We start from the raw sequence: 20,894 nt of genomic DNA on the forward strand, positions 1-20,894 counted from the left end.
CGTGAACCGCCAACAGCGCCGGGAGAGGGATCTTTAAAACAGTTACGGCAGCGCGGCGACGATGGAGATCTCCACCAGAATGCTCGGCTTGGCCATCTTCGCCTCGACGGTGGCGCGGGCCGGAGCAGCACCTTTTGGCAGCCACTGATCCCACACCGAGTTCATCCCGGCAAAATGCGCCTCGATGTCGTTCAGATAGATCGTCGCCGAGAGCAGGTGTTGTTTGTCAGTGCCGGCCAGATCAAGCAAACGCTCGATATTGGCCAGTACGTCGCGGGTCTGCTGTTCAATTCCGGCGTCGAAGTCGTCGCCGACCTGCCCGGCCAGATACACGGTGCCGTTGTGGCTGACGATCTGACTCATGCGCTCATTGGTGAGCTGGCGCTGGATTGACATGTTTTGCGGACTCCTGGGTTTTGTTGCCGTAACGGGAAATATCGAGGCCTTCGGCGCTGATCTGTGGCTTTTTCTTCGCCATCAGGTCGGCCAGCAAACGACCGGAACCGCACGCCATGGTCCAGCCGAGCGTGCCGTGACCGGTGTTGAGGAACAGGTTCTTGAACGGCGTGGCGCCAACGATCGGCGTGCCGTCCGGGGTAGTCGGCCGCAGGCCGGTCCAGAAACTCGCCTCGGCCAGATTGCCGCCCTGAGGATAAAGGTCGTTTACGATCATCTCCAGGGTTTCGCGGCGACGCGGGTTCAGCGACAGGTCAAAACCGGCGATCTCGGCCATGCCACCGACGCGGATGCGGTTGTCGAAACGGGTGATCGCGACCTTGTACGTCTCGTCGAGAATAGTCGAGGTTGGGGCCATGGCCGGATTGGTGATCGGCACAGTCAGCGAGTAACCCTTGAGCGGATACACCGGGGCTTTAATGCCCAGTGGCTTGAGCAGTTGCGGCGAATAACTGCCGAGGGCCAGCACGTAACGGTCGGCGGTTTCCAGCTTGCCATCGATCCATACGCCGTTGATGCGATCACCGGCGTAGTCGAGTTTCTGGATGTCCTGGCCGAAGCGGAATTCGACACCGAGCTTCACGGCCATTTCGGCGAGGCGCGTGGTGAACATCTGACAGTCGCCAGTCTGGTCGTTCGGCAGGCGCAGGGCACCGGCGAGGATGTCAGTCACGCCCGCCAGCGCCGGTTCAACCCGGGCAATGCCGGCGCGGTCGAGGACTTCAAACGGCACACCAGACTCTTTCAGCACGGCGATGTCTTTGGCGGCGCCATCAAGCTGCGCCTGAGTGCGGAACAGCTGAGTCGTGCCGAGGCTGCGGCCTTCGTAGGCAATGCCGGTTTCAGCGCGCAGTTCGTCGAGGCAGTCGCGGCTGTACTCGGACAGGCGCACCATGCGCTCCTTGTTCACCGCGTAACGGCTGGCGGTGCAGTTGCGCAGCATCTGCGCCATCCACAGGTACTGGTCGATGTCGGCGGTGGCCTTGATCGCGAGAGGGGCGTGGCGTTGCAGCAACCACTTGATCGCCTTCAGCGGCACGCCCGGCGCGGCCCACGGCGAGGCATAGCCCGGCGACACCTGGCCGGCGTTGGCGAAACTGGTCTCCATGGCCGCAGCGGGCTGCCGGTCGACCACCACCACTTCAAACCCGGCACGGGCCAGATAGTAAGCACTGGCGGTACCGATGACGCCGCTACCCAAGACCATTACGCGCATTTTTGTATCCCTCATCGCGGCAGGGCCGCGTACGTCTGTTGTTAGAGCAATGATGCGCGCAGTGTAAAAAAGAAATGCCAGTGCTTTTCACTATATAAGCGCCTATATTTGGCGACAATTCTCGGCAAAAACCCTTTTCACGGAGGCGCATCCCCTATGCGTACCAACACTCAGACCAAACGTGAGCTGGACAAGATCGACCGCAACATCTTGCGGATCCTGCAGGCGGACGGGCGGATTTCCTTTACCGAACTCGGGGAAAAGGTCGGCCTCTCCACCACGCCATGCACCGAGCGGGTGCGGCGTCTGGAGCGCGAAGGGATCATCATGGGCTACAACGCCCGGCTGAATCCGCAGCACTTGAAGGGTAGCTTGCTGGTGTTCGTCGAGATCAGCCTCGACTACAAATCCGGCGACACGTTCGAGGAGTTCCGCCGCGCGGTGCTGAAGTTGCCGCACGTGCTGGAGTGTCACTTGGTGTCGGGGGATTTCGACTATCTGGTGAAGGCGCGGATTTCCGAGATGGCCTCGTACCGCAAGCTGCTGGGCGACATCCTGCTGAAGCTGCCGCATGTGCGCGAGTCGAAGAGCTATATCGTGATGGAAGAGGTTAAGGAGAGCCTGAGCCTGCCGATTCCGGATTGAGTTTTTGAAGATCAAAAGATCGCAGCCTTCGGCAGCTCCTACATGGGAATGCATATCTCTGTAGGAGCTGCCGAAGGCTGCGATCTTTTAAACCAACACCTGCCGATTCGCCGCCATGTACTCGAAAATCTGCTTTTCAACTCGCGGATGAATCAGCTCCACCGGCCGCCGCTCATTCGGGCACGGCAAGGTTTTGGTCGTGCCGAACAAGCGGCAAATCAGCGGCCGCTCCTCATATACCGTGCAGCCATTCGGCCCCAGATGCACACAGTTCAACTCTTCCATCGCCGCATCTTGTTCGGCGCGGGTCTTGCGCGGCAGGCGGGACATTTCTTCCGGCGAAGTGGTCACCGGCCCGCAGCAGTCGTGGCAGCCGGGCACGCACTCGAACGAGGGGATCTGCTGACGCAAGGTGCGGACTGTCTGGCTGTTGCAGCTCATCGAAACGGTAACCAAGGTGGAATAGACGGCAATTGTGCCGCAAAAGCCGTGATCCAGACACCGCAGGCCGACCAGTGTTGCCCACGTTCAGGCGTGCGGCTTATGCTCCGTCAAATTTTCTCGACACTTAGCCGTTGGATGACGCCCATGACTGCCCGCGCCTTCACCTCCGCGAGCCAACCCCACGTTGCCTCTTACTACGCCGCCAGCAGCCTGCCGCAGCCGGATCATCCTGCGCTGCAAGGTGAAATGGTGGCTGATGTCTGCGTGGTTGGTGGCGGTTTTTCCGGGTTGAACACGGCACTGGAACTGGCTGAACGCGGCCTCAGCGTGGTGTTGCTCGAGGCGCACAAGATCGGCTGGGGCGCCAGCGGCCGCAACGGCGGGCAGTTGATTCGCGGCGTCGGTCACGGTCTCGATCAGTTCGCCAATGTCATCGGCAGCGACGGCGTGCGCGAGATGAAACTCATGGGCCTGGAAGCGGTGGAAATCGTTCGCCAGCGGGTCGAGCGCTTTCAGATTGCCTGCGATCTGACCTGGGGCTACTGCGATCTCGCCAACAAGCCCGCCGACCTCGAAGGTTTTGCCGAAGACGCCGAAGAACTGCGCAGCCTAGGCTATCGCTACGAAACCCGTCTGCTGCAAGCCAACGAAATGCACACGGTGGTCGGCTCCAAGCGCTATGTCGGCGGTTTGATCGACATGGGGTCAGGACATCTGCATCCGCTGAATCTCGCGCTGGGTGAAGCCGAAGCGGCGCAGCAATTGGGCGTCAAACTGTTTGAACACTCCGCAGTGACGCGTATCGATTACGGCCCTGAAGTCAAAGTCCATACAGCCCAAGGTTTGGTACGCGCGAACACGCTGGTCCTCGGCTGCAATGCCTATCTCAATGATCTGAATCCGCAACTCAGCGGCAAGGTCCTGCCCGCAGGCAGCTACATCATCGCGACCGAACCGTTGAGCGAAGAACAGGCGCACAGCCTGCTGCCGCAGAACATGGCAGTCTGCGACCAGCGTGTCGCGCTGGATTACTACCGGCTCTCGGCGGATCGTCGTTTGCTGTTCGGCGGCGCCTGCCATTATTCCGGGCGCGATCCGAAGGATATCGGCGCCTACATGCAGCCGAAGATGCTCGAGGTATTTGCGCAACTGGCTGGGGTGAAGATCGATTATCAGTGGGGCGGCATGATCGGCATCGGCGCTAATCGTTTGCCGCAGATTGGCCGGCTCGCGGACCAGCCGAACGTGTATTACGCACAGGCCTATTCCGGACACGGGGTGAATGCCACGCACCTGGCGGGCAAGTTGCTGGCCGAGGCGATCAGCGGGCAACAGGGTGGCGGGTTTGATCTGTTTGCCAAGGTGCCGCACATCACCTTCCCGGGCGGCAAGCATTTGCGCTCGCCGTTGTTGGCGTTGGGGATGTTGTGGCATCGCCTTAAAGAGTTGGTCTGATTGATCGTTCCCACGCTCTGCGTGGGAATGCATCCAGTGACGCTCTGCGTCACAACGGACGCGGAGCGTCCGGGGCGGCGTTCCCACGCAGAGCGTGGGAACGATCAGTGGTTGTCAGATCCGCCAGAACGGCTTCAACCCCTCCTCCAGCGCCTGCTCACGGGTCAGCCCGATATCCTTGAGCTGGTCCGCCGTCAGCGCCAGCAACGCCTTGCGCGTGTGCAGACGATGCCAGAACAGGTTCCAGCGGCTAAGACCGGATGGCGCGTTACGCATGAGATTGCGTGCGTTGTCCTTCTGCCCTGCCGCCAGTTCCTGACTGTGTAACGTCAGCCGCACATCGCTCAAGCCGTTCATTTTCAATGCTCCTGTTTACTTGGGTAGCCAGAGATTCCATGATGCGCGGGCGAGCAAAACCGTTACAGATTCAAAGCGACTGTATTAACTCCATACAGATTTGCCGCTTTGCCGACTGAATTGTCGTTTTTTGCCACATCTGTACTGGTATATCGAATCACCGCACCGAGGCAGAACCATGACCCTTTACGTAAACCTCGCCGAATTGCTCGGCACGCGCATCGAAAACGGTTTCTATCGACCCGGCGATCGGTTGCCGTCGGTGCGCGCCTTGAGCGTCGAACACGGGGTCAGCCTGAGCACGGTGCAACAGGCCTATCGCATGCTCGAGGACAGTGGCCTGGCCACACCAAAACCCAAGTCCGGCTACTTTGTACCGGTCGGTCGCGAGCTGCCGGAGCTGCCCGCCGTCGGTCGTCCGGCGCAACGGCCGGTGGAGATTTCGCAATGGGATCAAGTGCTGGAATTGATTCGCGCGGTGCCGCGCAAGGACGTCGTGCAACTGGGTCGCGGCATGCCCGACATCAGCTCGCCAACCATGAAACCGTTGCTGCGCGGTCTGGCGCGGATCAGCCGCCGCCAGGACATGCCCGGTCTGTATTACGACAACATTCACGGCACTCTCGAACTGCGCGAACAGATCGCTCGGCTGATGCTCGATTCCGGTTGCCAGTTGAGCGCCAGCGACCTGGTCGTCACCACCGGGTGCCACGAAGCGCTGTCCACCAGCATCCACGCGATCTGCGAGCCGGGCGACATCGTCGCGGTCGATTCGCCGAGCTTCCACGGCGCCATGCAAACGCTCAAAGGCCTGGGCATGAAAGCCCTGGAAATTCCCACCGACCCGCTTACCGGCATCAGCCTCGAAGCGCTGGAACTGGCGCTTGAACAATGGCCGATCAAAGTCATCCAGCTCACCCCGAACTGCAATAACCCGCTCGGCTACATCATGCCGGAGTCGCGCAAACGCGCCCTGCTCAACCTCGCGCAACGCTTTGATGTGGCGATCATCGAGGACGATGTGTATGGCGAACTGGCCTACACCTACCCGCGTCCGCGCACGATCAAATCCTTCGACGAAGACGGCCGTGTGCTGCTGTGCAGTTCGTTTTCCAAGACCTTGGCGCCGGGGCTGCGCATTGGTTGGGTCGCACCGGGCCGATACCTCGAGCGCGTGCTGCACATGAAATACATCAGCACCGGATCGACCGCACCGCAGCCACAGATCGCCATCGCCGAATTCCTCAAGGCCGGCCACTTCGAACCGCACTTGCGGCGCATGCGCACGCAATATCAGCGCAGCCGCGACCTGATGATCGATTGGGTGACCCGCTATTTCCCGGCAGGTACCCGCGCCAGTCGGCCCCAAGGCAGCTTCATGTTGTGGGTCGAATTGCCGGAAGGTTTCGACACCCTGAAACTGAATCGTGAGTTGCACGACCAAAGCGTACAGATTGCCGTCGGCAGCATCTTTTCCGCTTCGGGCAAGTACCGCAATTGCCTGCGCATGAACTACGCTGCCAAACCGACAGCGCAGATCGAAGAGGCGGTGCGCAAAGTCGGCGAGACCGCTGTCAGATTGCTGGCCGAAGCCGACTGACCTTTTTCCAGAGAACCGCGTCCATATGCCGACCCTAGCCGCCATTCGGAATGACCCTACGTGAGCTTCAGACAGCCCCTGTTCGCTTTGCTGTTACTCGCCTCGTTCCTGAGTGGCTGTGCCAGTCTCGATGTTCCGCGCGAGCCGAGTCAGGCATTGCCGGCATCCGATTCCAGCTTCGGCCGTTCGATCCAGGCGCAAGCGGCGCCCTATCAGGGCCGCTCGGGTTTTCGCCTGCTGTCCAACAGCAGCGAGGCGTTCACCGCCCGCGCCGAACTGATCCGCAACGCCCAGACCAGCCTCGATCTGCAGTACTACATCGTCCACGACGGCATCAGCACGCGAATGCTGGTGGAGGAACTGCTCAAGGCTGCCGACCGTGGCGTGCGCGTGCGCATCCTGCTCGATGACACCACCAGCGATGGCCTCGACCAGATCATCGCCACACTCGCGGCGCATCCGCAGATTCAGATTCGTCTGTTCAATCCACTCCACCTTGGCCGCAGTACCGGCGTCACGCGGGCAGCAGGCCGCTTGTTCAATCTATCGCTGCAACATCGGCGTATGCACAACAAGCTGTGGCTGGCGGACAACAGCGCGGCCATCGTCGGCGGACGCAATCTGGGTGACGAGTATTTCGACGCCGAGCCGAATCTGAATTTCACTGATATCGACATGCTCAGTGTCGGGCCTGTCGCCGAGCAGCTCGGCCACAGTTTCGACCAGTACTGGAACAGCGCCCTGAGCAAACCGATCGACGAATTCCTCTCCAGCCAGCCGACCGCCAAAGACCTGAAAAACACCCGCACGCGCCTGGAAGAGTCGCTGGAAGAAACCCGCAAACAGAATCACGCGCTGTATCAGCAATTGATGACCTTCAAGACTGCGCCGCGCATGGACATCTGGCGCAAAGAGCTGATCTGGGCGTGGAATCAGGCATTGTGGGACGCGCCGAGCAAGGTCTTGGCCAAGGGTGAGCCGGATCCGCAATTGCTGCTGACCACGCAACTGGCACCCGAGCTCAGAGGCGTGAGCAAAGAGCTGATCATGATTTCGGCGTACTTCGTGCCGGGCCAGCCAGGTCTGGTTTACCTGACCGGTCGCGCCGATGCCGGCGTCTCGGTGAGCCTGCTGACCAACGCGCTGGAGGCCACCGATGTACCGGCGGTGCATGGCGGCTATGCACCGTATCGCAAGGCGTTGCTGGAGCATGGCGTGAAGTTGTATGAACTGCGGCGCCAGCCTGGGGATAACTATGGCAGCGGCCCGCATGTGTTTTACAGCAAGTCGTTTCGTGGTTCGGACTCAAGCCTGCACAGCAAAGCAATGATCTTTGATCGGCAGAAATCGTTTATCGGCTCATTCAACTTCGACCCGCGCTCGGTGCTGTGGAATACCGAGGTCGGGGTGTTGGTCGACAGCCCGGAACTGGCCGGGCATGTGCGCGAACTGGCCTTGCAGGGCATGGCGCCAGCGTTGAGCTATGAGGCGAAGCTTGAGAACGGGCAGATCGTCTGGGTGACTGAGGACAACGGCCAGATGCACACCCTGACCAAGGAGCCGGGGAGTTGGTGGCGACGATTCAACGCGTGGTTCAGCACCACTGTCGGCCTTGAGCGAATGCTTTAAAAAGCAAAAGATCGCAGCCTTCGGCAGCTCCTGCAGTTGAAATGCATTCCTCCTGCAGGAGCTGCCGAAGGCTGCGATCTTTTGACTTCAAGCCGTCTGAGCTGTGCCAAACGCCCCTTGGCGCAAGAGCAGAATCACCAACCCGAACGCCCCGATCGCCATCAGCAACGGCAACGCATGCCCGCTGATCCACTGGCTGCCCGCCCCCGCCGCGAGCGGCCCGACCAGACAACCGACACCCCACAATTGCGCGATGTGCGCATTGGCGCGCACCAGCGCATCGTCGCGATAACGCTCGCCAATCAGAATCAGCGACAGGGTGAACAAACCACCGGCACTCGCCCCGAACAATACCCACAATGGCCAGATCAGCAGCGTGTCGAGCAACATTGGAATCGCCAGACTCGACAGCATCAACACCACCGCACAACCCGCGAACAACGTACGTCGCGACAGGTAATCGGCCAACGCGCCAATCGGCAATTGCAGCAACGCATCCCCCACCACCACGGTGCTGACCATCGCCAGCGCGATCTCGGCCGTGAAACCCTGCTGCAGGCAATACACCGGCAGCAACGTCAGGATCATCGCTTCGAACGCGGCAAACAACGACACCGCCCAGGCAATTGCTGGCAGCTCGCGCGCAAATCCCCAGAGGTCGCGGAACGTCACGCTGCTCGCTTCACTGCTTGGCGCACCGCTGCGACCGAGTAACAGCAACGGCGAAACCACCAGCAAACCGACACCGACCCAGAAACCGTAATCATGTTCAGTGCCCAACGCGCCCAGCAACAACGGCCCCGACAGTTGGCTCAACGCATAGCTGCTGCCATACAGCGCCACCAACCGGCCACGCCAGTGCTCGACCACCAACTGATTGATCCAGCTCTCGCCGAGGATGAACACGATAGTCAGGATCACGCCGATCATCAGGCGCAGCACCAGCCAGATCGGATAGCTCGGCAACAGCGCCAGCAAACCGATCGACAATGCCCCAGCCCACAGGCACAGGCGCATCAGGTTCGCCGTGCCAAAGCGCGCCGCCAAATGGCTGGAAATCTTCGCGCCCAACAACACGCCAATCGCCGGCATCGCTGCCATTACACCGATGGCGAAGGAACCGTAACCCCAGCCTTCCAGGCGCAACGACACCAACGGCATGCTGACCCCCAGGGCCAGACCGACACTCAAGACAGACGCCAACACGGCGAAATACGTCGCCCACCGCATGTTCCACGCTCCTGTGGATAATTATTTTTAGAGACCACATCAAACAAATGTGGGAGCGAGCCTGCTCGCGAAAGCGGTTTCACATTCAGCACATGGGCTGACTGATACACCGCTTTCGCGAGCAGGCTCGCTCCCACAGGGATCTGCCTCGTCTGGAGGATCTGCTCTTGCGAACAGACCCTCCTAACGGCTTACAGCTTGATCCACGTCGCCTTCAGCTCGGTGTACTTGTCGAACGCGTGCAGCGACTTGTCGCGGCCGTTGCCCGACTGTTTGAAGCCGCCGAACGGCGCAGTCATGTCGCCGCCGTCGTACTGATTGACCCACACGCTGCCGGCACGCAGCGCCTTGGCGGTCAGATGAGCCTTGGAGATGTCCTGGGTCCAGACCGCGGCGGCCAGGCCGTACGGCGTGTCGTTGGCTATCTGGATCGCTTCTTCAGCGGTATCGAAAGCGATGACCGACAGCACTGGGCCGAAGATCTCTTCCTGAGCGATCTTCATCGCGTTGCTCACACCGTCGAAAATAGTCGGCTCAACGTAAGTGCCGCCGGTTTCCTGAAGAATGCGCTTACCGCCAGCCACCAGTTTGGCGCCATCGCTGTGGCCGGACTCGATGTACGACAGCACGGTGTTCATCTGTTGGGTGTCGACCAGCGCACCAACGTTGGTCGCCGGATCCAGCGGATTGCCCGGCTTCCAGGCTTTCAACGCCTCGATCACCATCGGCAAGAACTTGTCTTTGATGGAACGCTCGACCAGCAGACGCGAACCGGCGGTGCAGACTTCGCCCTGGTTGAAGGCGATTGCGCTGGCAGCGGATTCGGCAGCGGCTTGCAGATCCGGGGCATCGGCAAAGACGATGTTCGGACTCTTGCCGCCGGCTTCCAGCCAGACACGCTTCATGTTCGATTCGCCGGAGTAGATCATCAGTTGCTTGGCGATCTTGGTCGAACCGGTGAACACCAGTGTGTCGACGTCGTTGTGCAGGGCCAGCGCCTTGCCAACGGTATGACCATAACCCGGCAGTACGTTGAGCACGCCTTTCGGAATACCCGCTTCAACCGCCAGTGCGGCGATGCGGATGGCGGTCAGCGGGGATTTTTCCGACGGCTTGAGGATCACCGAGTTACCGGTCGACAGCGCCGGGCCGAGTTTCCAGCAGGCCATCATCAACGGGAAGTTCCACGGCACGATGGCACCGACAACGCCCACCGGCTCGCGGGTCACCAGACCCAGTTGATCGTGCGGCGTGGCCGCGACCTCGTCGTAAATCTTGTCGATCGCTTCACCGCTCCAGCTCAGCGCTTGCGCCGCGCCCGGAACGTCGATGTACAGCGAATCGCTGATCGGCTTGCCCATGTCGAGGGTTTCAAGCAGGGCCAGTTCTTCGGCGTGCTGCTTGAGCAGGCCGGCAAAACGGATCATGGTGGCTTTGCGTTTGGTCGGCGCCAGGCGCGACCAGACGCCGGAATTGAACGTGGCGCGGGCGTTCTCAACAGCGCGTTGGGCGTCGGCGGCGTCACAGCTGGCAATCTTGCCGAGCAGACGGCCATCGACCGGGCTGATGCACTCGAAGGTCTCGCCGGAGACGGCGTCGGTGTATTCGCCATTGAGGTAGGCGCGGCCTTCGATTTTCAGGTCGCGGGCGCGTTGTTCCCAGTCGGCACGAGTCAGGGTGGTCATTTCGAGTGTCCTCCGCTTGTTGAATACGAGCGCCGCGCGATCTTCGCCAGCGTCCTCAGGAATTCTGCCCGGCCAGCCGGTTTTTTCGGCCAGAGGCACCCGCCACCCTAAACCAGCGGCCGGGGTTGTTTCAATATATTTGACATAAGGTGGTCATACGGCCTTGCGGTGTTGATTTTAATCAACATAGACTTTGGGCCTTTCCAGCCAATCGCGCCGTATTCACGGGGGATAACAACAATGAACATCCAGAACGTCGTCGACATCAGCCTCACCAGCAGCGAAGCCGAACGCTATCGTCCGGACCCGGCGAAAGTGCTCAAGGGTGATCCTGAGCAAGCGGTGTTCCATCAGTACGAAAGCCCTTGCGGGCAGATGGGCGTCGGCGTGTGGGAAGGTGCGGTTGGGCAGTGGACGGTGAATTACACCGAGCATGAGTATTGCGAAATCCTGCAGGGGGTTTCGGTGCTGCGTGACAGCGATGGCAATGCCAAGACCTTGCGTGTGGGCGACCGGTTTGTGATTCCGGCGGGGTTTCGTGGCACTTGGGAAGTGCTGGAGGCTTGCCGCAAGATCTATGTGATCTTCGAACAGAAGGCTTGAGGATTTTCGCTGGCTGATCCGGCCCTATCGCGAGCAGGCTCACTCCTACAGGTGACCGCATTCAAATGTAGGAGTGAGCCTGCTCGCGAAGGGGCCAGAACAGGAAACACAAAATCCGAGGCAACAAAAAAGGCCCGTATCGTGAGATACGGGCCTTTTTCGTAAGTCGGGGAAAATCAATTACTTGATTTTGCCTTCCTTGTAGATCACGTGCTTGCGAACAACCGGATCATATTTCTTGATCTCGATTTTGTCCGGGGTAGTACGCTTGTTCTTGTCGGTAGTGTAGAAGTGACCAGTACCGGCGCTCGAGATCAAACGAATCAATTCACGCATGATTAGCTCCCTTAAATCTTGCCATCGCGGCGAAGTTCGGCGAGCACGACAGTGATGCCACGCTTGTCGATGATACGCATGCCTTTGGCAGATACGCGCAGACGCACAAAACGTTTCTCTTCTTCAACCCAGAAGCGGTGATGCTGCAGGTTCGGCAGGAAACGACGACGGGTTTTGTTGTTTGCGTGGGAAATGTTATTCCCAGTCACCGGACCCTTACCGGTAACTTGACATACTCTCGACATGCCTCAGCCCTCTAAAACCACATGCCCAACCCGGCATGGGTTGGCCGCTTAATCTCTCAGTCATTTGGCGCCAGGCGCCGCGTTTCTTTAGAGGTCTTACCGGCTACACCTACAGTGAAGGAACCGGGCCCCTAGAAAAGAGCGCTGCTTTATACCAGAAAGACTTCGGAGCAACAACATTCGGTGTGCAAACAATCCACAAAAAGGCGCTTTTTCAGCCTGCGAACGCCTTGGATAAAGGCTGGCATCGATTTTTACCACTCGTCGCAGAAAACCACCCTTGCGGGTGTTTCAGACTTTTGGCCGCCCCCCGCAGCCTGAAAAACGGCCATCACTGTGCCCCGAAAATGCAAAAAGGGGATAGTCATTTGTAATCCAGACCTCTAGGGTAGGCCTTTTCCAGACTGCACTTGCAGATGGGCCTTCGATCTGTAAAAGGAAACCGACCATGCGCCTCGCTGCCCTACCCCTGTTGCTTGCCCCGCTCCTGATGAGCCCCCTGGCCCAGGCCGCCGCGCTGAGCGTCTGCACCGAGGCCAGCCCGGAAGGGTTCGACGTGGTGCAATACAACTCGCTGACCACCACCAACGCCTCGGCGGACGTACTGATGAACCGTCTGGTGGACTTCGATACCGCCAGCGGCAAAGTCGTGCCGAGCCTGGCCGACAGCTGGGAAGTCAGCACCGATGGCCTGACTTACGTGTTCAAGCTGCACCCGCAGGTGAAGTTTCACACGACCGAATACTTCAAGCCGAGCCGCGAGCTGACCGCCGAAGACGTCAAATTCAGCTTCGACCGCATGCTCGACCCGGCCAACCCGTGGCACAAGGTCGCTCAAAGCGGCTTCCCGCACGCACAGTCGATGCAACTGCCTGCGCTGATCAAGAAAATCGACGCACTCGATCCGCTGACCGTACGCTTCACTCTTGATCATCCGGACTCGACATTCCTGGCGACCCTGAGCATGGGCTTCGCCTCGATCTACTCCGCCGAATACGCCGACAAACTGATGAAGGCCGGCGCCACGGACAAGCTCAACAGCCAGCCGATCGGCACTGGCCCGTTCGTGTTCAACCGCTTCCAGAAAGATGCGGCGATCCGCTACAAGGCCAACCCGGATTACTTCGGCGGCAAGCCTGCGGTTGACCCGTTGATCTTCGCCATCACCCCGGACGCCAACGTGCGCCTGCAAAAACTGCGGCGCAATGAATGCCAGATCGCCCTGTCACCGAAGCCACTCGACGTACAAGCCGCGCTGAAAGAACCGACGCTGAAAGTCGAAAAGACTGACGCGTTCATGACCGCTTTCGTCGGCATTAACAGCCAGCATCCGCCGCTGGACAAGCCGGAAGTGCGTCAGGCAATCAACCTCGCCTTCGACAAGGCCAACTACATCAAGGCTGTGTTTGAAGACACCGCCGAAGCCGCCAACGGCCCTTACCCGCCGAACACCTGGAGTTACGCGAAGAACCTGCCGGGTTACCCGCACGATGTCGCCAAAGCCAAGGCATTGCTGGCCAAGGCCGGGTTGAAGGACGGTTTCCAGACCACCATCTGGACGCGTCCTTCCGGCAGCCTGCTGAATCCGAACCCGAGCCTGGGCGCACAGATGTTGCAGTCAGATCTGGCGGAAATCGGCATTCAGGCGGAAATCCGCGTGATCGAGTGGGGAGAGTTGATTCGTCGCGCCAAGGCCGGCGAGCATGATCTGCTGTTCATGGGCTGGGCCGGCGATAACGGCGACCCGGACAACTTCCTCACGCCGCAGTTTTCCTGCGCGGCGGTCAAGTCGGGTACCAACTTCGCACGCTACTGCAATGCCGATCTGGACAAGCTGATCAGCGCCGGCAAGACCACCAGCGAGCAAGGCGTGCGCACCAAGCTGTATGAGCAGGCGCAGACGCAGATTCAGCAGCAGGCGCTGTGGTTGCCGCTGGCGCACCCGACAGCCTATGCGCTCACACGCAAAGACGTTCAGGGTTACTCCGTGAGCCCGTTTGGCCGTCAGGACTATTCCAAGGTCAACCTCAAATAACCTGCCCTGCACATAACCTGTAGGAGTGAGCCTGCTCGCGATGGCGTCATTTCAGTCAACCCATTCGGTGACTGGAAAATTGCTATCGCGAGCAGGCTCGCTCCTACAGGGGTATAGCGTTTGTCCCTGAGAACTACATCCAGCCACACTCCGCCATCGACAGCGGCTCACCATCGCCGACGATGAAGTGATCGAGCACCCGCACATCAATCAGCTCCAGCGCCTTTTGCAGGCGCTTGGTCAGCAGCCGATCGGCCTGACTGGGGTCCGTATTCCCCGATGGATGGTTGTGGCACAGGATCAACGCCGCCGCGTTATTGGCCAAACATCGCTTAACCACCTCGCGGGGATGCACACTGGTGTTGTCGATCGAACCGCGAAACAGGATCTCGAAATTCAGTACTTGATGTTTGGAGTCGAGAAACAGGCAACCAAACACCTCATGCGGTTCGTGACGCAGCATCGCTTTCAGATAATCGCGAACGACCTGAGGGTTTTCCAGGGCTGGTTTCTGCCGTGACTTCTCAGCCAGATGTCGCCTGTTCATTTCCTGAGCCGCCTGCAGTTGCGCAAACTTCGCCGGCCCGAGTCCCAATTGTTTGCTGAATGCGTGCTGATCGGCCTCAAGCAGCAAACGCAGGCTGCCGAATTGAGTCAACAGATTACGCGCCAGGTCTACAGCGCTTATCCCGGGCAATCCGGTGCGCAGAAAAATCGCCAACAACTCAGCGTCCGAGAGGCTCGCTGCCCCATGCTCCAATAACCTTTCCCGCGGCCGTTCCGCCGCAGGCCAATCGCGAATACTCATACACATTCCCTGTCTGTGGGCGCCGCTGTTCCGTAGCGGTCGCTGTGATATCGTAGCCCATCTTTTTTGTGGTCGATTCAACCCTGGGGAGGGGGCATCGCACCGCAGTCATCAACGAAATGAAAGGCAGACCTATGCAGCGGCTGTATCGGAAACGCATCGTTCTGGGCGTCGGCGGCGGCATCGCGGCCTACAAGAGCGCTGATCTGGTTCGTCGCCTGATCGACCAGGGCGCCGAAGTGCGTGTGGTCATGACCCACGGTGGCGCCGAGTTCATCACCCCGCTGACCATGCAGGCCTTGTCTGGCCACCCTGTGCACCTCGACTTGCTCGACCCGGCCGCAGAAGCTGCGATGGGCCACATCGAGCTGGCCAAGTGGGCCGATCTGGTGCTGATCGCCCCGGCTACCGCGGACCTGATCGCCCGTCTGGCCCAAGGCATCGCCAACGATTTGCTGACCACGCTGGTACTCGCCACCGACGCCGTCGTGGCCGTCGCCCCCGCGATGAATCAGGCGATGTGGCGCGATCCGGCGACCCAGGCCAACCTGCAACTCCTTGAAAGCCGTGGCCTGAAGACCTTCGGCCCGGCCTCGGGCAGCCAGGCCTGCGGCGACGTCGGCATGGGCCGGATGATGGAAGCCACCGATCTGGCGCAATGCGCAGCGGATTGCTTCCAGCGTCAGGCACTGACCGGCAAGCATGTGGTGATCACCGCCGGCCCGACCCAGGAAAACATCGACCCGGTGCGCTACATCACCAACCACAGCTCCGGGAAAATGGGCTTTGCCCTCGCCGAAGCGGCGGTTGAAGCCGGCGCTCGCGTCACCTTGATCAGCGGCCCGGTGCACCTGCCGACGCCGGATCGCGTCACCCGTATCGACGTGGTCAGTGCCCGCGACATGCTCGCGGCCTGCGAAGCCGCGATTCCTTGCGACGTGTTCATCGCCTCGGCAGCGGTGGCGGACTACCGTCCGGAAGTCGTTGCCCCGCAAAAACTCAAGAAAGATCCTACGAGCGGTGACGGCTTCGTCCTGCAAATGGTGCGTAACCCGGACATCCTGGCCACCATCGCGACCCGTCCCGACCGTCCGTTCAGTGTCGGCTTTGCCGCCGAGACCGAACACCTGCTCGACTACGCTGCACGCAAGTTGAAAGACAAGAATCTCGATTTGATCGTCGCCAATGACGTCGCCAACCCGAGCATCGGTTTCAACAGCGAAGAAAACGCCTGCAGCGTGATTGACCGTGCGCTGCACGCCACGGTTTTCGCCCAGACCAGCAAGAGCAAGATCGCTCGCCAACTGGTCACTTTTATCGCCGAACGTCTGAACCAGGTTTAATTTACATGCACGCTTTGCAAGCCAAGATCCTCGACCCACGCATCGGCACCGAATTCCCGCTGCCGCAATACGCCACCCCGGGTTCCGCCGGCCTCGACCTGCGCGCCATGCTGGAGCAGGACATTGTGATCAAACCGGGTGAAACCGTGCTGATCCCGACCGGTCTGTCGGTTTATATCGGCGACCCGAACCTCGCCGCGCTGATCCTGCCGCGCTCGGGCATGGGCCATAAGCACGGCATCGTGCTGGGCAACCTCGTGGGTTTGATCGACTCCGATTACCAAGGCCCGCTGATGGTGTCCTGCTGGAACCGTGGCCAGACCGATTTCACCATGACCGTCGGCGAACGTCTGGCGCAACTGGTGCTGGTACCGGTGGTACAGGCGCATTTCGAAATGGTTGAAGAGTTCGTTGAAACCGAACGCGGCACCGGCGGTTTCGGTCATACCGGCACCAAATAACCGGATGAATATCCTGTAGGAGCTGCCGCAGGCTGCGATCTTTTGATCTTGATCTTAAAAAACAAAGTCAAAGGATCGCAGCCTGCGGCAGCTCCTACGGGGGAAATTTGTGCATTTTCCGCGGCAGGTTTTAACACCGTAAATCAAGGTTTTGCCGGCCGAAAGCCACGCCAACCGAGGCGTCATGGCCCTTTCACAGCACGAACTCTCTGTGGAAAACGCCGTCATACCCTTCAGTTTGAGCCTGCCGTCGAACGATTCGTCGGTCTGTCCCGCCACTTTCGAGATGGAGCATTTCCGTAGATGAGCACCCCAGCCAAGATCGCCCCGAAGCTGCCTGACAGCATTTTCCGCGCCTATGATATTCGCGGCACCGTGCCGGAATTCCTTAATGCCGAGACCGCTTACTGGATCGGCCGCGCCATCGGTTCGCAGAGCCTGGCCCAAGGTGAGCCGAACGTATCCGTCGGCCGCGACGGCCGTTTGTCCGGTCCGGAGCTGGTTGCAGAACTGATTCGCGGTATCGCCGAAAGCGGCTGCCACGTCAGCGACGTTGGTCTGGTGCCGACCCCGGCGCTGTATTACGCCGCCAACGTCCTGGCCGGTAAGTCCGGGGTAATGCTCACCGGCAGCCACAACCCGTCGAACTACAACGGTTTCAAGATCGTCATCGCCGGCGACACCCTCGCCAACGAACAGATCCAGGCCCTGCACGAGCGCCTCAAGACCAACAACCTGAGCAGCGGCGCGGGCAGCGTCACCCAGGTCGAGATCCTCGACCGCTACAACACCGAAATCGTCCAGGACATCAAACTGGCGCGGCGCATGAAGGTCGTGGTCGACTGCGGCAACGGCGCGGCCGGTGTGATCGCCCCGCAATTGATCGAAGCGCTGAACTGCGAAGTCATCCCGCTGTTCTGCGATGTCGACGGCAACTTCCCGAATCATCACCCGGATCCGGGCAAGCCTGAGAACCTCGTCGACCTGATCGCCAAGGTCAAGGAAACCAACGCCGACATCGGCCTGGCCTTCGACGGCGACGGCGACCGTGTCGGCGTGGTGACCAACACCGGCAGCATCGTCTACCCGGATCGCCTGCTGATGCTGTTCGCTCGCGACGTCGTGGCGCGCAACCCGGACGCGGAAATCATCTTCGACGTCAAATGCACCCGTCGTCTGGTGCCGCTGATCAAGGAATACGGTGGTCGGCCGCTAATGTGGAAGACTGGTCATTCGTTGATCAAAAAGAAAATGAAACAATCCGGCGCGCTGTTGGCCGGTGAAATGAGCGGGCACATCTTCTTCAAGGAGCGCTGGTTCGGTTTCGACGACGGTATCTACAGCGCCGCACGGCTGCTGGAGATCCTCAGCAAGGAAAAATCCACCGCGGAAGAGCTGTTTGCGACCTTCCCGAATGATATTTCTACGCCGGAAATCAATATCCATGTGACCGAAGAGAGCAAATTCAGCATCATTGATGCACTGCACGACGCACAGTGGGGCGCAGGCGCTGACCTGACCACCATCGACGGCGTGCGAGTCGACTACGCCAAAGGCTGGGGCCTGGTGCGCGCATCCAACACCACACCGGTGCTGGTGCTGCGCTTCGAGGCCGATGACGAGGCTGAACTACAGCGCATCAAAGACGTGTTCCACGCCCAATTGAAACGTGTTGCACCTGATCTCCAACTACCGTTCTGATCCACCCGGAGCCCTGAATGACCCTCGAACGCGATGCCGCCGCCAACACTGCCAAGGTCCTGTCCGAAGCGCTGCCTTACATCCGACGCTATGTCGGCAAGACCCTGGTGATCAAATACGGCGGCAACGCGATGGAAAGCGAGGAGCTGAAAACCGGCTTCGCCCGCGACATCGTGCTGATGAAAGCTGTGGGCATCAACCCGGTGGTCGTGCACGGCGGCGGCCCGCAGATCGGTGATCTGCTCAAGCGCCTGTCGATCGAAAGCCACTTCGTCGATGGCATGCGCGTCACCGACGCGGCGACCATGGACGTCGTGGAAATGGTCTTGGGCGGCCAGGTCAACAAAAGCATCGTCAACCTGATCAACCGCCACGGCGGCAGCGCCATCGGCCTGACCGGTAAAGACGCCGGGCTGATTCGTGCGAAGAAGCTCACCGTGACCCGCCAGACCCCGGAGATGACCCAGCCGGAAATCATCGACATCGGTCACGTCGGCGAAGTCGTCGGGATCAACACCGAGCTGCTTAACCTGCTGGTCAAAGGCAACTTCATCCCGGTCATCGCGCCGATTGGTGTGGGTGAGAACGGCGAGTCGTACAACATCAACGCCGATCTGGTGGCCGGTAAAGTCGCCGAGGCGCTGAAAGCCGAGAAGCTGATGCTGCTGACCAACATCGCCGGCCTGATGGACAAGTCGGGCACGGTGTTGACCGGTCTCAGCACGCAGCAGGTCGATGATCTGATCGCCGACGGCACCATCTACGGCGGCATGCTGCCGAAGATCCGTTGCGCGCTGGAAGCGGTTCAGGGCGGCGTGGGCAGCTCGCTGATCATCGACGGTCGCGTGCCGAACGCGATCCTGCTGGAAATCTTCACCGACACCGGTGTGGGCACGCTGATCAGCAATCGCAAGCGTCCTTAAGCTTTAGCGCAAACAAAAAGACCCCGCTCAGCCTGGCTGAGCGGGGTCTTTTTTTGCCGGCAATCCCTGTGGGAGCGAGCCTGCTCGCGAAAGCGGTCTCTGCATCACATCAATGTTGAATGTGAAGGCCTCTTCGCGAGCAGGCTCGCTCCCACAGTGCTCTGCGGTTAAACGCCGAACTGCGCGCGATAAGCTTCTACGGCTGGCAGGTGTTGCTTGAGCTGCGGATCATCGGCAAGGAACTCCAGCACCTGATTCAACGAAACAATGCTGATCACCGGAATGCCGAAATCACGCTCGACTTCCTGGATCGCCGACAACTCACCGTTGCCACGCTCCTGACGGTTCAGCGCGATCAGCACGCCGGCAGCTTTGGCGCCGTCCTGGGAAGCGATGATCTGCATCACTTCGCGGATTGCCGTACCCGCAGTGATTACGTCATCAATGATCAGCACGTCCCCAGTCAGCGGGGCGCCAACGAGGCTGCCGCCTTCACCGTGGGCCTTGGCTTCCTTGCGGTTGAAGCACCATGGCAGGTCACGGTCGTGATGCTCGGCCAGCGCGACGGCAGTGGTTGCCGCCAGCGGAATGCCTTTGTAGGCCGGGCCAAACAGAACGTCGAAGGGAATACCGCTTTCAGCGATGGCTGCCGCGTAGAAACGCCCCAGCTGCGCCAGAGCCGAGCCCGAGTAGAACAGGCCGGCATTGAAGAAGTAAGGACTGGTGCGCCCGGACTTCAGGGTGAACTCACCGAAGCGCAAAACGCCGCGATCGATGGCAAAACGAATGAAATCGCGCTGATACGCTTGCATGAAAAAAACCCCAAATACCACGGATTTAGCTAATTAGCTTGACGCCGTGTATCATACACGCACGCGATTTTTGGGGCCATTTATGCGGATCATCAGTGTGAACGTCAATGGTATTCAGGCTGCAGTCGAGCGTGGTTTGCTCAGTTGGCTGCAAGCACAGAATGCCGACGTCATCTGCCTGCAGGACACCCGTGCCTCCGCCTTTGAACTGGATGACCCAGCCTTCCAACTGGATGGCTACTTCCTTTATGCCTGCGATGCTGAAGTCCCTGCCCAAGGCGGCGTGGCTTTGTATTCGCGGTTGCAACCGAAGGCTGTCATCAGCGGTCTCGGTTTCGAGACGGCCGACCGCTACGGGCGCTACCTGCAAGCAGATTTCGACAAAGTCAGTATTGCCACCTTGCTGCTTCCTTCGGGGATGAACGGCGATGAGGACTTGAACCAGAAGTTCAAGCTCATGGACGACTTCGGCAAGTACCTGGACAAACAGCGGCGTAAACGTCGCGAGTACATTTATTGTGGCTCGCTGTACGTGGCGCAGCAGAAGCTCGACATCAAGAACTGGCGCGACAGCCAGCAATCCCCGGGCTTCCTGGCGCCAGAACGCGCCTGGATGGACGAGATTGTCGGCAACATGGGTTATGTCGATGCCCTGCGCGAAGTCAGCCGTGAAGGCGACCAGTACAGCTGGTGGCCGGATAACGAACAGGCCGAGATGCTCAATCTGGGCTGGCGTTTCGATTACCAGATCCTGACCCCGGGCTTGCGACGCTTCGTGCGCAGTGCACGTCTGCCACGTCAGCCACGGTTCTCGCAGCACGCGCCACTGATCGTCGACTACGACTGGACGCTGACCATCTAAGCGTCGTTTCGCAGTTAAAAAATGCCCGTATCGCAAGATACGGGCATT

General features: G+C 59.9%; 20 protein-coding genes and 1 pseudogene. 11 read left to right on the top strand and 10 right to left on the bottom strand.

All coding sequences use genetic code 11. The features are described from left to right. Positions 1-42 precede the first annotated feature (42 nt). Together QOM10_RS28550 and dadA are read right to left on the bottom strand one after the other, a co-directional pair. The gene (locus QOM10_RS28550; RefSeq protein WP_034152045.1) at positions 43-396 is read right to left on the bottom strand and encodes a RidA family protein; all 354 of its coding nucleotides are present in this window, start codon (positions 394-396) and stop codon (positions 43-45) included. Next, the gene (gene dadA / locus QOM10_RS28555; RefSeq protein WP_034152046.1) at positions 368-1,672 is read right to left on the bottom strand and encodes a D-amino acid dehydrogenase; all 1,305 of its coding nucleotides are present in this window, start codon (positions 1,670-1,672) and stop codon (positions 368-370) included. The genes QOM10_RS28550 and dadA overlap by 29 nt, the downstream gene beginning before the upstream one ends. Positions 1,673-1,828: 156 nt before the next feature. Between dadA and QOM10_RS28560 the strand changes: the two genes are divergently transcribed. Next, positions 1,829-2,317, top strand: a complete 489-nt coding sequence (locus QOM10_RS28560; RefSeq protein WP_003177284.1) for an Lrp/AsnC ligand binding domain-containing protein — start codon at positions 1,829-1,831, stop codon at positions 2,315-2,317. Positions 2,318-2,404: 87 nt separating this feature from the next. On the opposite strand, the gene QOM10_RS28565 is transcribed toward QOM10_RS28560, so the two are convergent. Then, positions 2,405-2,758, bottom strand: a complete 354-nt coding sequence (locus QOM10_RS28565; protein WP_016985827.1) for a YkgJ family cysteine cluster protein — start codon at positions 2,756-2,758, stop codon at positions 2,405-2,407. A 147-nt stretch (positions 2,759-2,905) separates the two neighbouring features. On the opposite strand from QOM10_RS28565, the gene QOM10_RS28570 reads away from it, so the two are divergent. Further along, positions 2,906-4,216 carry an NAD(P)/FAD-dependent oxidoreductase gene (locus QOM10_RS28570; RefSeq protein ID WP_160042330.1) on the top strand — a complete coding sequence of 437 codons (1,311 nt, stop codon included), beginning with the start codon at positions 2,906-2,908 and terminating at the stop codon, positions 4,214-4,216. Between the two features lie 114 nt (positions 4,217-4,330). Here the strand turns inward: QOM10_RS28570 and QOM10_RS28575 are convergent, their stop codons facing one another. Further along, positions 4,331-4,573, bottom strand: coding sequence for a DUF1127 domain-containing protein (locus tag QOM10_RS28575; RefSeq protein ID WP_127930225.1), 243 nt, complete (start codon positions 4,571-4,573; stop codon positions 4,331-4,333). 178 nt (positions 4,574-4,751) lie between these two features. Between QOM10_RS28575 and QOM10_RS28580 the strand changes: the two genes are divergently transcribed. Together QOM10_RS28580 and QOM10_RS28585 are read left to right on the top strand one after the other, a co-directional pair. After that, positions 4,752-6,173 (top strand): PLP-dependent aminotransferase family protein, encoded by a 1,422-nt coding sequence (locus tag QOM10_RS28580; protein WP_160042332.1) that lies wholly within the window; start codon positions 4,752-4,754, stop codon positions 6,171-6,173. A gap of 60 nt (positions 6,174-6,233) precedes the next feature. Continuing rightward, positions 6,234-7,802, top strand: coding sequence for a phospholipase D family protein (locus QOM10_RS28585; protein WP_160042334.1), 1,569 nt, complete (start codon positions 6,234-6,236; stop codon positions 7,800-7,802). An 87-nt stretch (positions 7,803-7,889) separates the two neighbouring features. On the opposite strand, the gene QOM10_RS28590 is transcribed toward QOM10_RS28585, so the two are convergent. Together QOM10_RS28590 and QOM10_RS28595 are read right to left on the bottom strand one after the other, a co-directional pair. Continuing rightward, complete coding sequence (locus QOM10_RS28590; protein WP_127930227.1) at positions 7,890-9,032, bottom strand: MFS transporter; 1,143 nt, start codon at positions 9,030-9,032, stop codon at positions 7,890-7,892. A 191-nt stretch (positions 9,033-9,223) separates the two neighbouring features. Continuing rightward, positions 9,224-10,717 (bottom strand): aldehyde dehydrogenase, encoded by a 1,494-nt coding sequence (locus tag QOM10_RS28595; RefSeq protein ID WP_127930228.1) that lies wholly within the window; start codon positions 10,715-10,717, stop codon positions 9,224-9,226. A 240-nt stretch (positions 10,718-10,957) separates the two neighbouring features. Here QOM10_RS28595 and QOM10_RS28600 point away from each other — a divergent pair, with 240 nt between their 5' ends. Further along, positions 10,958-11,320 (top strand): cupin domain-containing protein, encoded by a 363-nt coding sequence (locus QOM10_RS28600; RefSeq protein WP_064589815.1) that lies wholly within the window; start codon positions 10,958-10,960, stop codon positions 11,318-11,320. 180 nt (positions 11,321-11,500) lie between these two features. Here the strand turns inward: QOM10_RS28600 and rpmG are convergent, their stop codons facing one another. Then, positions 11,501-11,656, bottom strand: a complete 156-nt coding sequence (rpmG, locus tag QOM10_RS28605; RefSeq protein WP_003177274.1) for a 50S ribosomal protein L33 — start codon at positions 11,654-11,656, stop codon at positions 11,501-11,503. A gap of 11 nt (positions 11,657-11,667) precedes the next feature. Beyond that, positions 11,668-11,901 (bottom strand): 50S ribosomal protein L28, encoded by a 234-nt coding sequence (rpmB, locus tag QOM10_RS28610; RefSeq protein ID WP_007920377.1) that lies wholly within the window; start codon positions 11,899-11,901, stop codon positions 11,668-11,670. 448 nt (positions 11,902-12,349) lie between these two features. On the opposite strand from rpmB, the gene QOM10_RS28615 reads away from it, so the two are divergent. Further along, positions 12,350-13,936 carry an ABC transporter substrate-binding protein gene (locus tag QOM10_RS28615; protein ID WP_316917313.1) on the top strand — a complete coding sequence of 529 codons (1,587 nt, stop codon included), beginning with the start codon at positions 12,350-12,352 and terminating at the stop codon, positions 13,934-13,936. Between the two features lie 133 nt (positions 13,937-14,069). Here QOM10_RS28615 and radC read toward each other — a convergent pair whose 3' ends face one another. After that, a complete protein-coding gene (radC, locus tag QOM10_RS28620) occupies positions 14,070-14,744 on the bottom strand; it encodes a RadC family protein (RefSeq protein WP_102901456.1) in 675 nt (224 codons plus the stop codon). A 134-nt stretch (positions 14,745-14,878) separates the two neighbouring features. On the opposite strand from radC, the gene coaBC reads away from it, so the two are divergent. The 4 genes and pseudogenes from coaBC (at position 14,879) to argB (ending at position 19,172) form a co-directional block, all read left to right on the top strand. Then, on the top strand, positions 14,879-16,087 hold the full coding sequence (gene coaBC, locus QOM10_RS28625; protein WP_316918404.1) for a bifunctional phosphopantothenoylcysteine decarboxylase/phosphopantothenate--cysteine ligase CoaBC: 1,209 nt from the start codon (positions 14,879-14,881) through the stop codon (positions 16,085-16,087). A gap of 5 nt (positions 16,088-16,092) precedes the next feature. Beyond that, a complete protein-coding gene (gene dut / locus QOM10_RS28630; protein WP_016985816.1) occupies positions 16,093-16,548 on the top strand; it encodes a dUTP diphosphatase in 456 nt (151 codons plus the stop codon). 324 nt (positions 16,549-16,872) lie between these two features. After that, positions 16,873-18,249, top strand: a pseudogene (locus QOM10_RS28635) (phosphomannomutase/phosphoglucomutase); the annotation flags it as partial. Between the two features lie 17 nt (positions 18,250-18,266). After that, positions 18,267-19,172 carry an acetylglutamate kinase gene (gene argB, locus QOM10_RS28640; protein ID WP_007954443.1) on the top strand — a complete coding sequence of 302 codons (906 nt, stop codon included), beginning with the start codon at positions 18,267-18,269 and terminating at the stop codon, positions 19,170-19,172. A 167-nt stretch (positions 19,173-19,339) separates the two neighbouring features. Here argB and pyrE read toward each other — a convergent pair whose 3' ends face one another. Further along, positions 19,340-19,984 (bottom strand): orotate phosphoribosyltransferase, encoded by a 645-nt coding sequence (pyrE, locus tag QOM10_RS28645; RefSeq protein WP_316917314.1) that lies wholly within the window; start codon positions 19,982-19,984, stop codon positions 19,340-19,342. Between the two features lie 82 nt (positions 19,985-20,066). Between pyrE and QOM10_RS28650 the strand changes: the two genes are divergently transcribed. Further along, positions 20,067-20,846 (top strand): exodeoxyribonuclease III, encoded by a 780-nt coding sequence (locus QOM10_RS28650; RefSeq protein WP_007920349.1) that lies wholly within the window; start codon positions 20,067-20,069, stop codon positions 20,844-20,846. The last annotated feature ends 48 nt before the right edge of the window (positions 20,847-20,894 follow it).

Origin of the sequence: Pseudomonas sp. P108 (assembly GCF_032613195.1) — a bacterium.
Lineage (GTDB): Bacteria > Pseudomonadota > Gammaproteobacteria > Pseudomonadales > Pseudomonadaceae > Aquipseudomonas.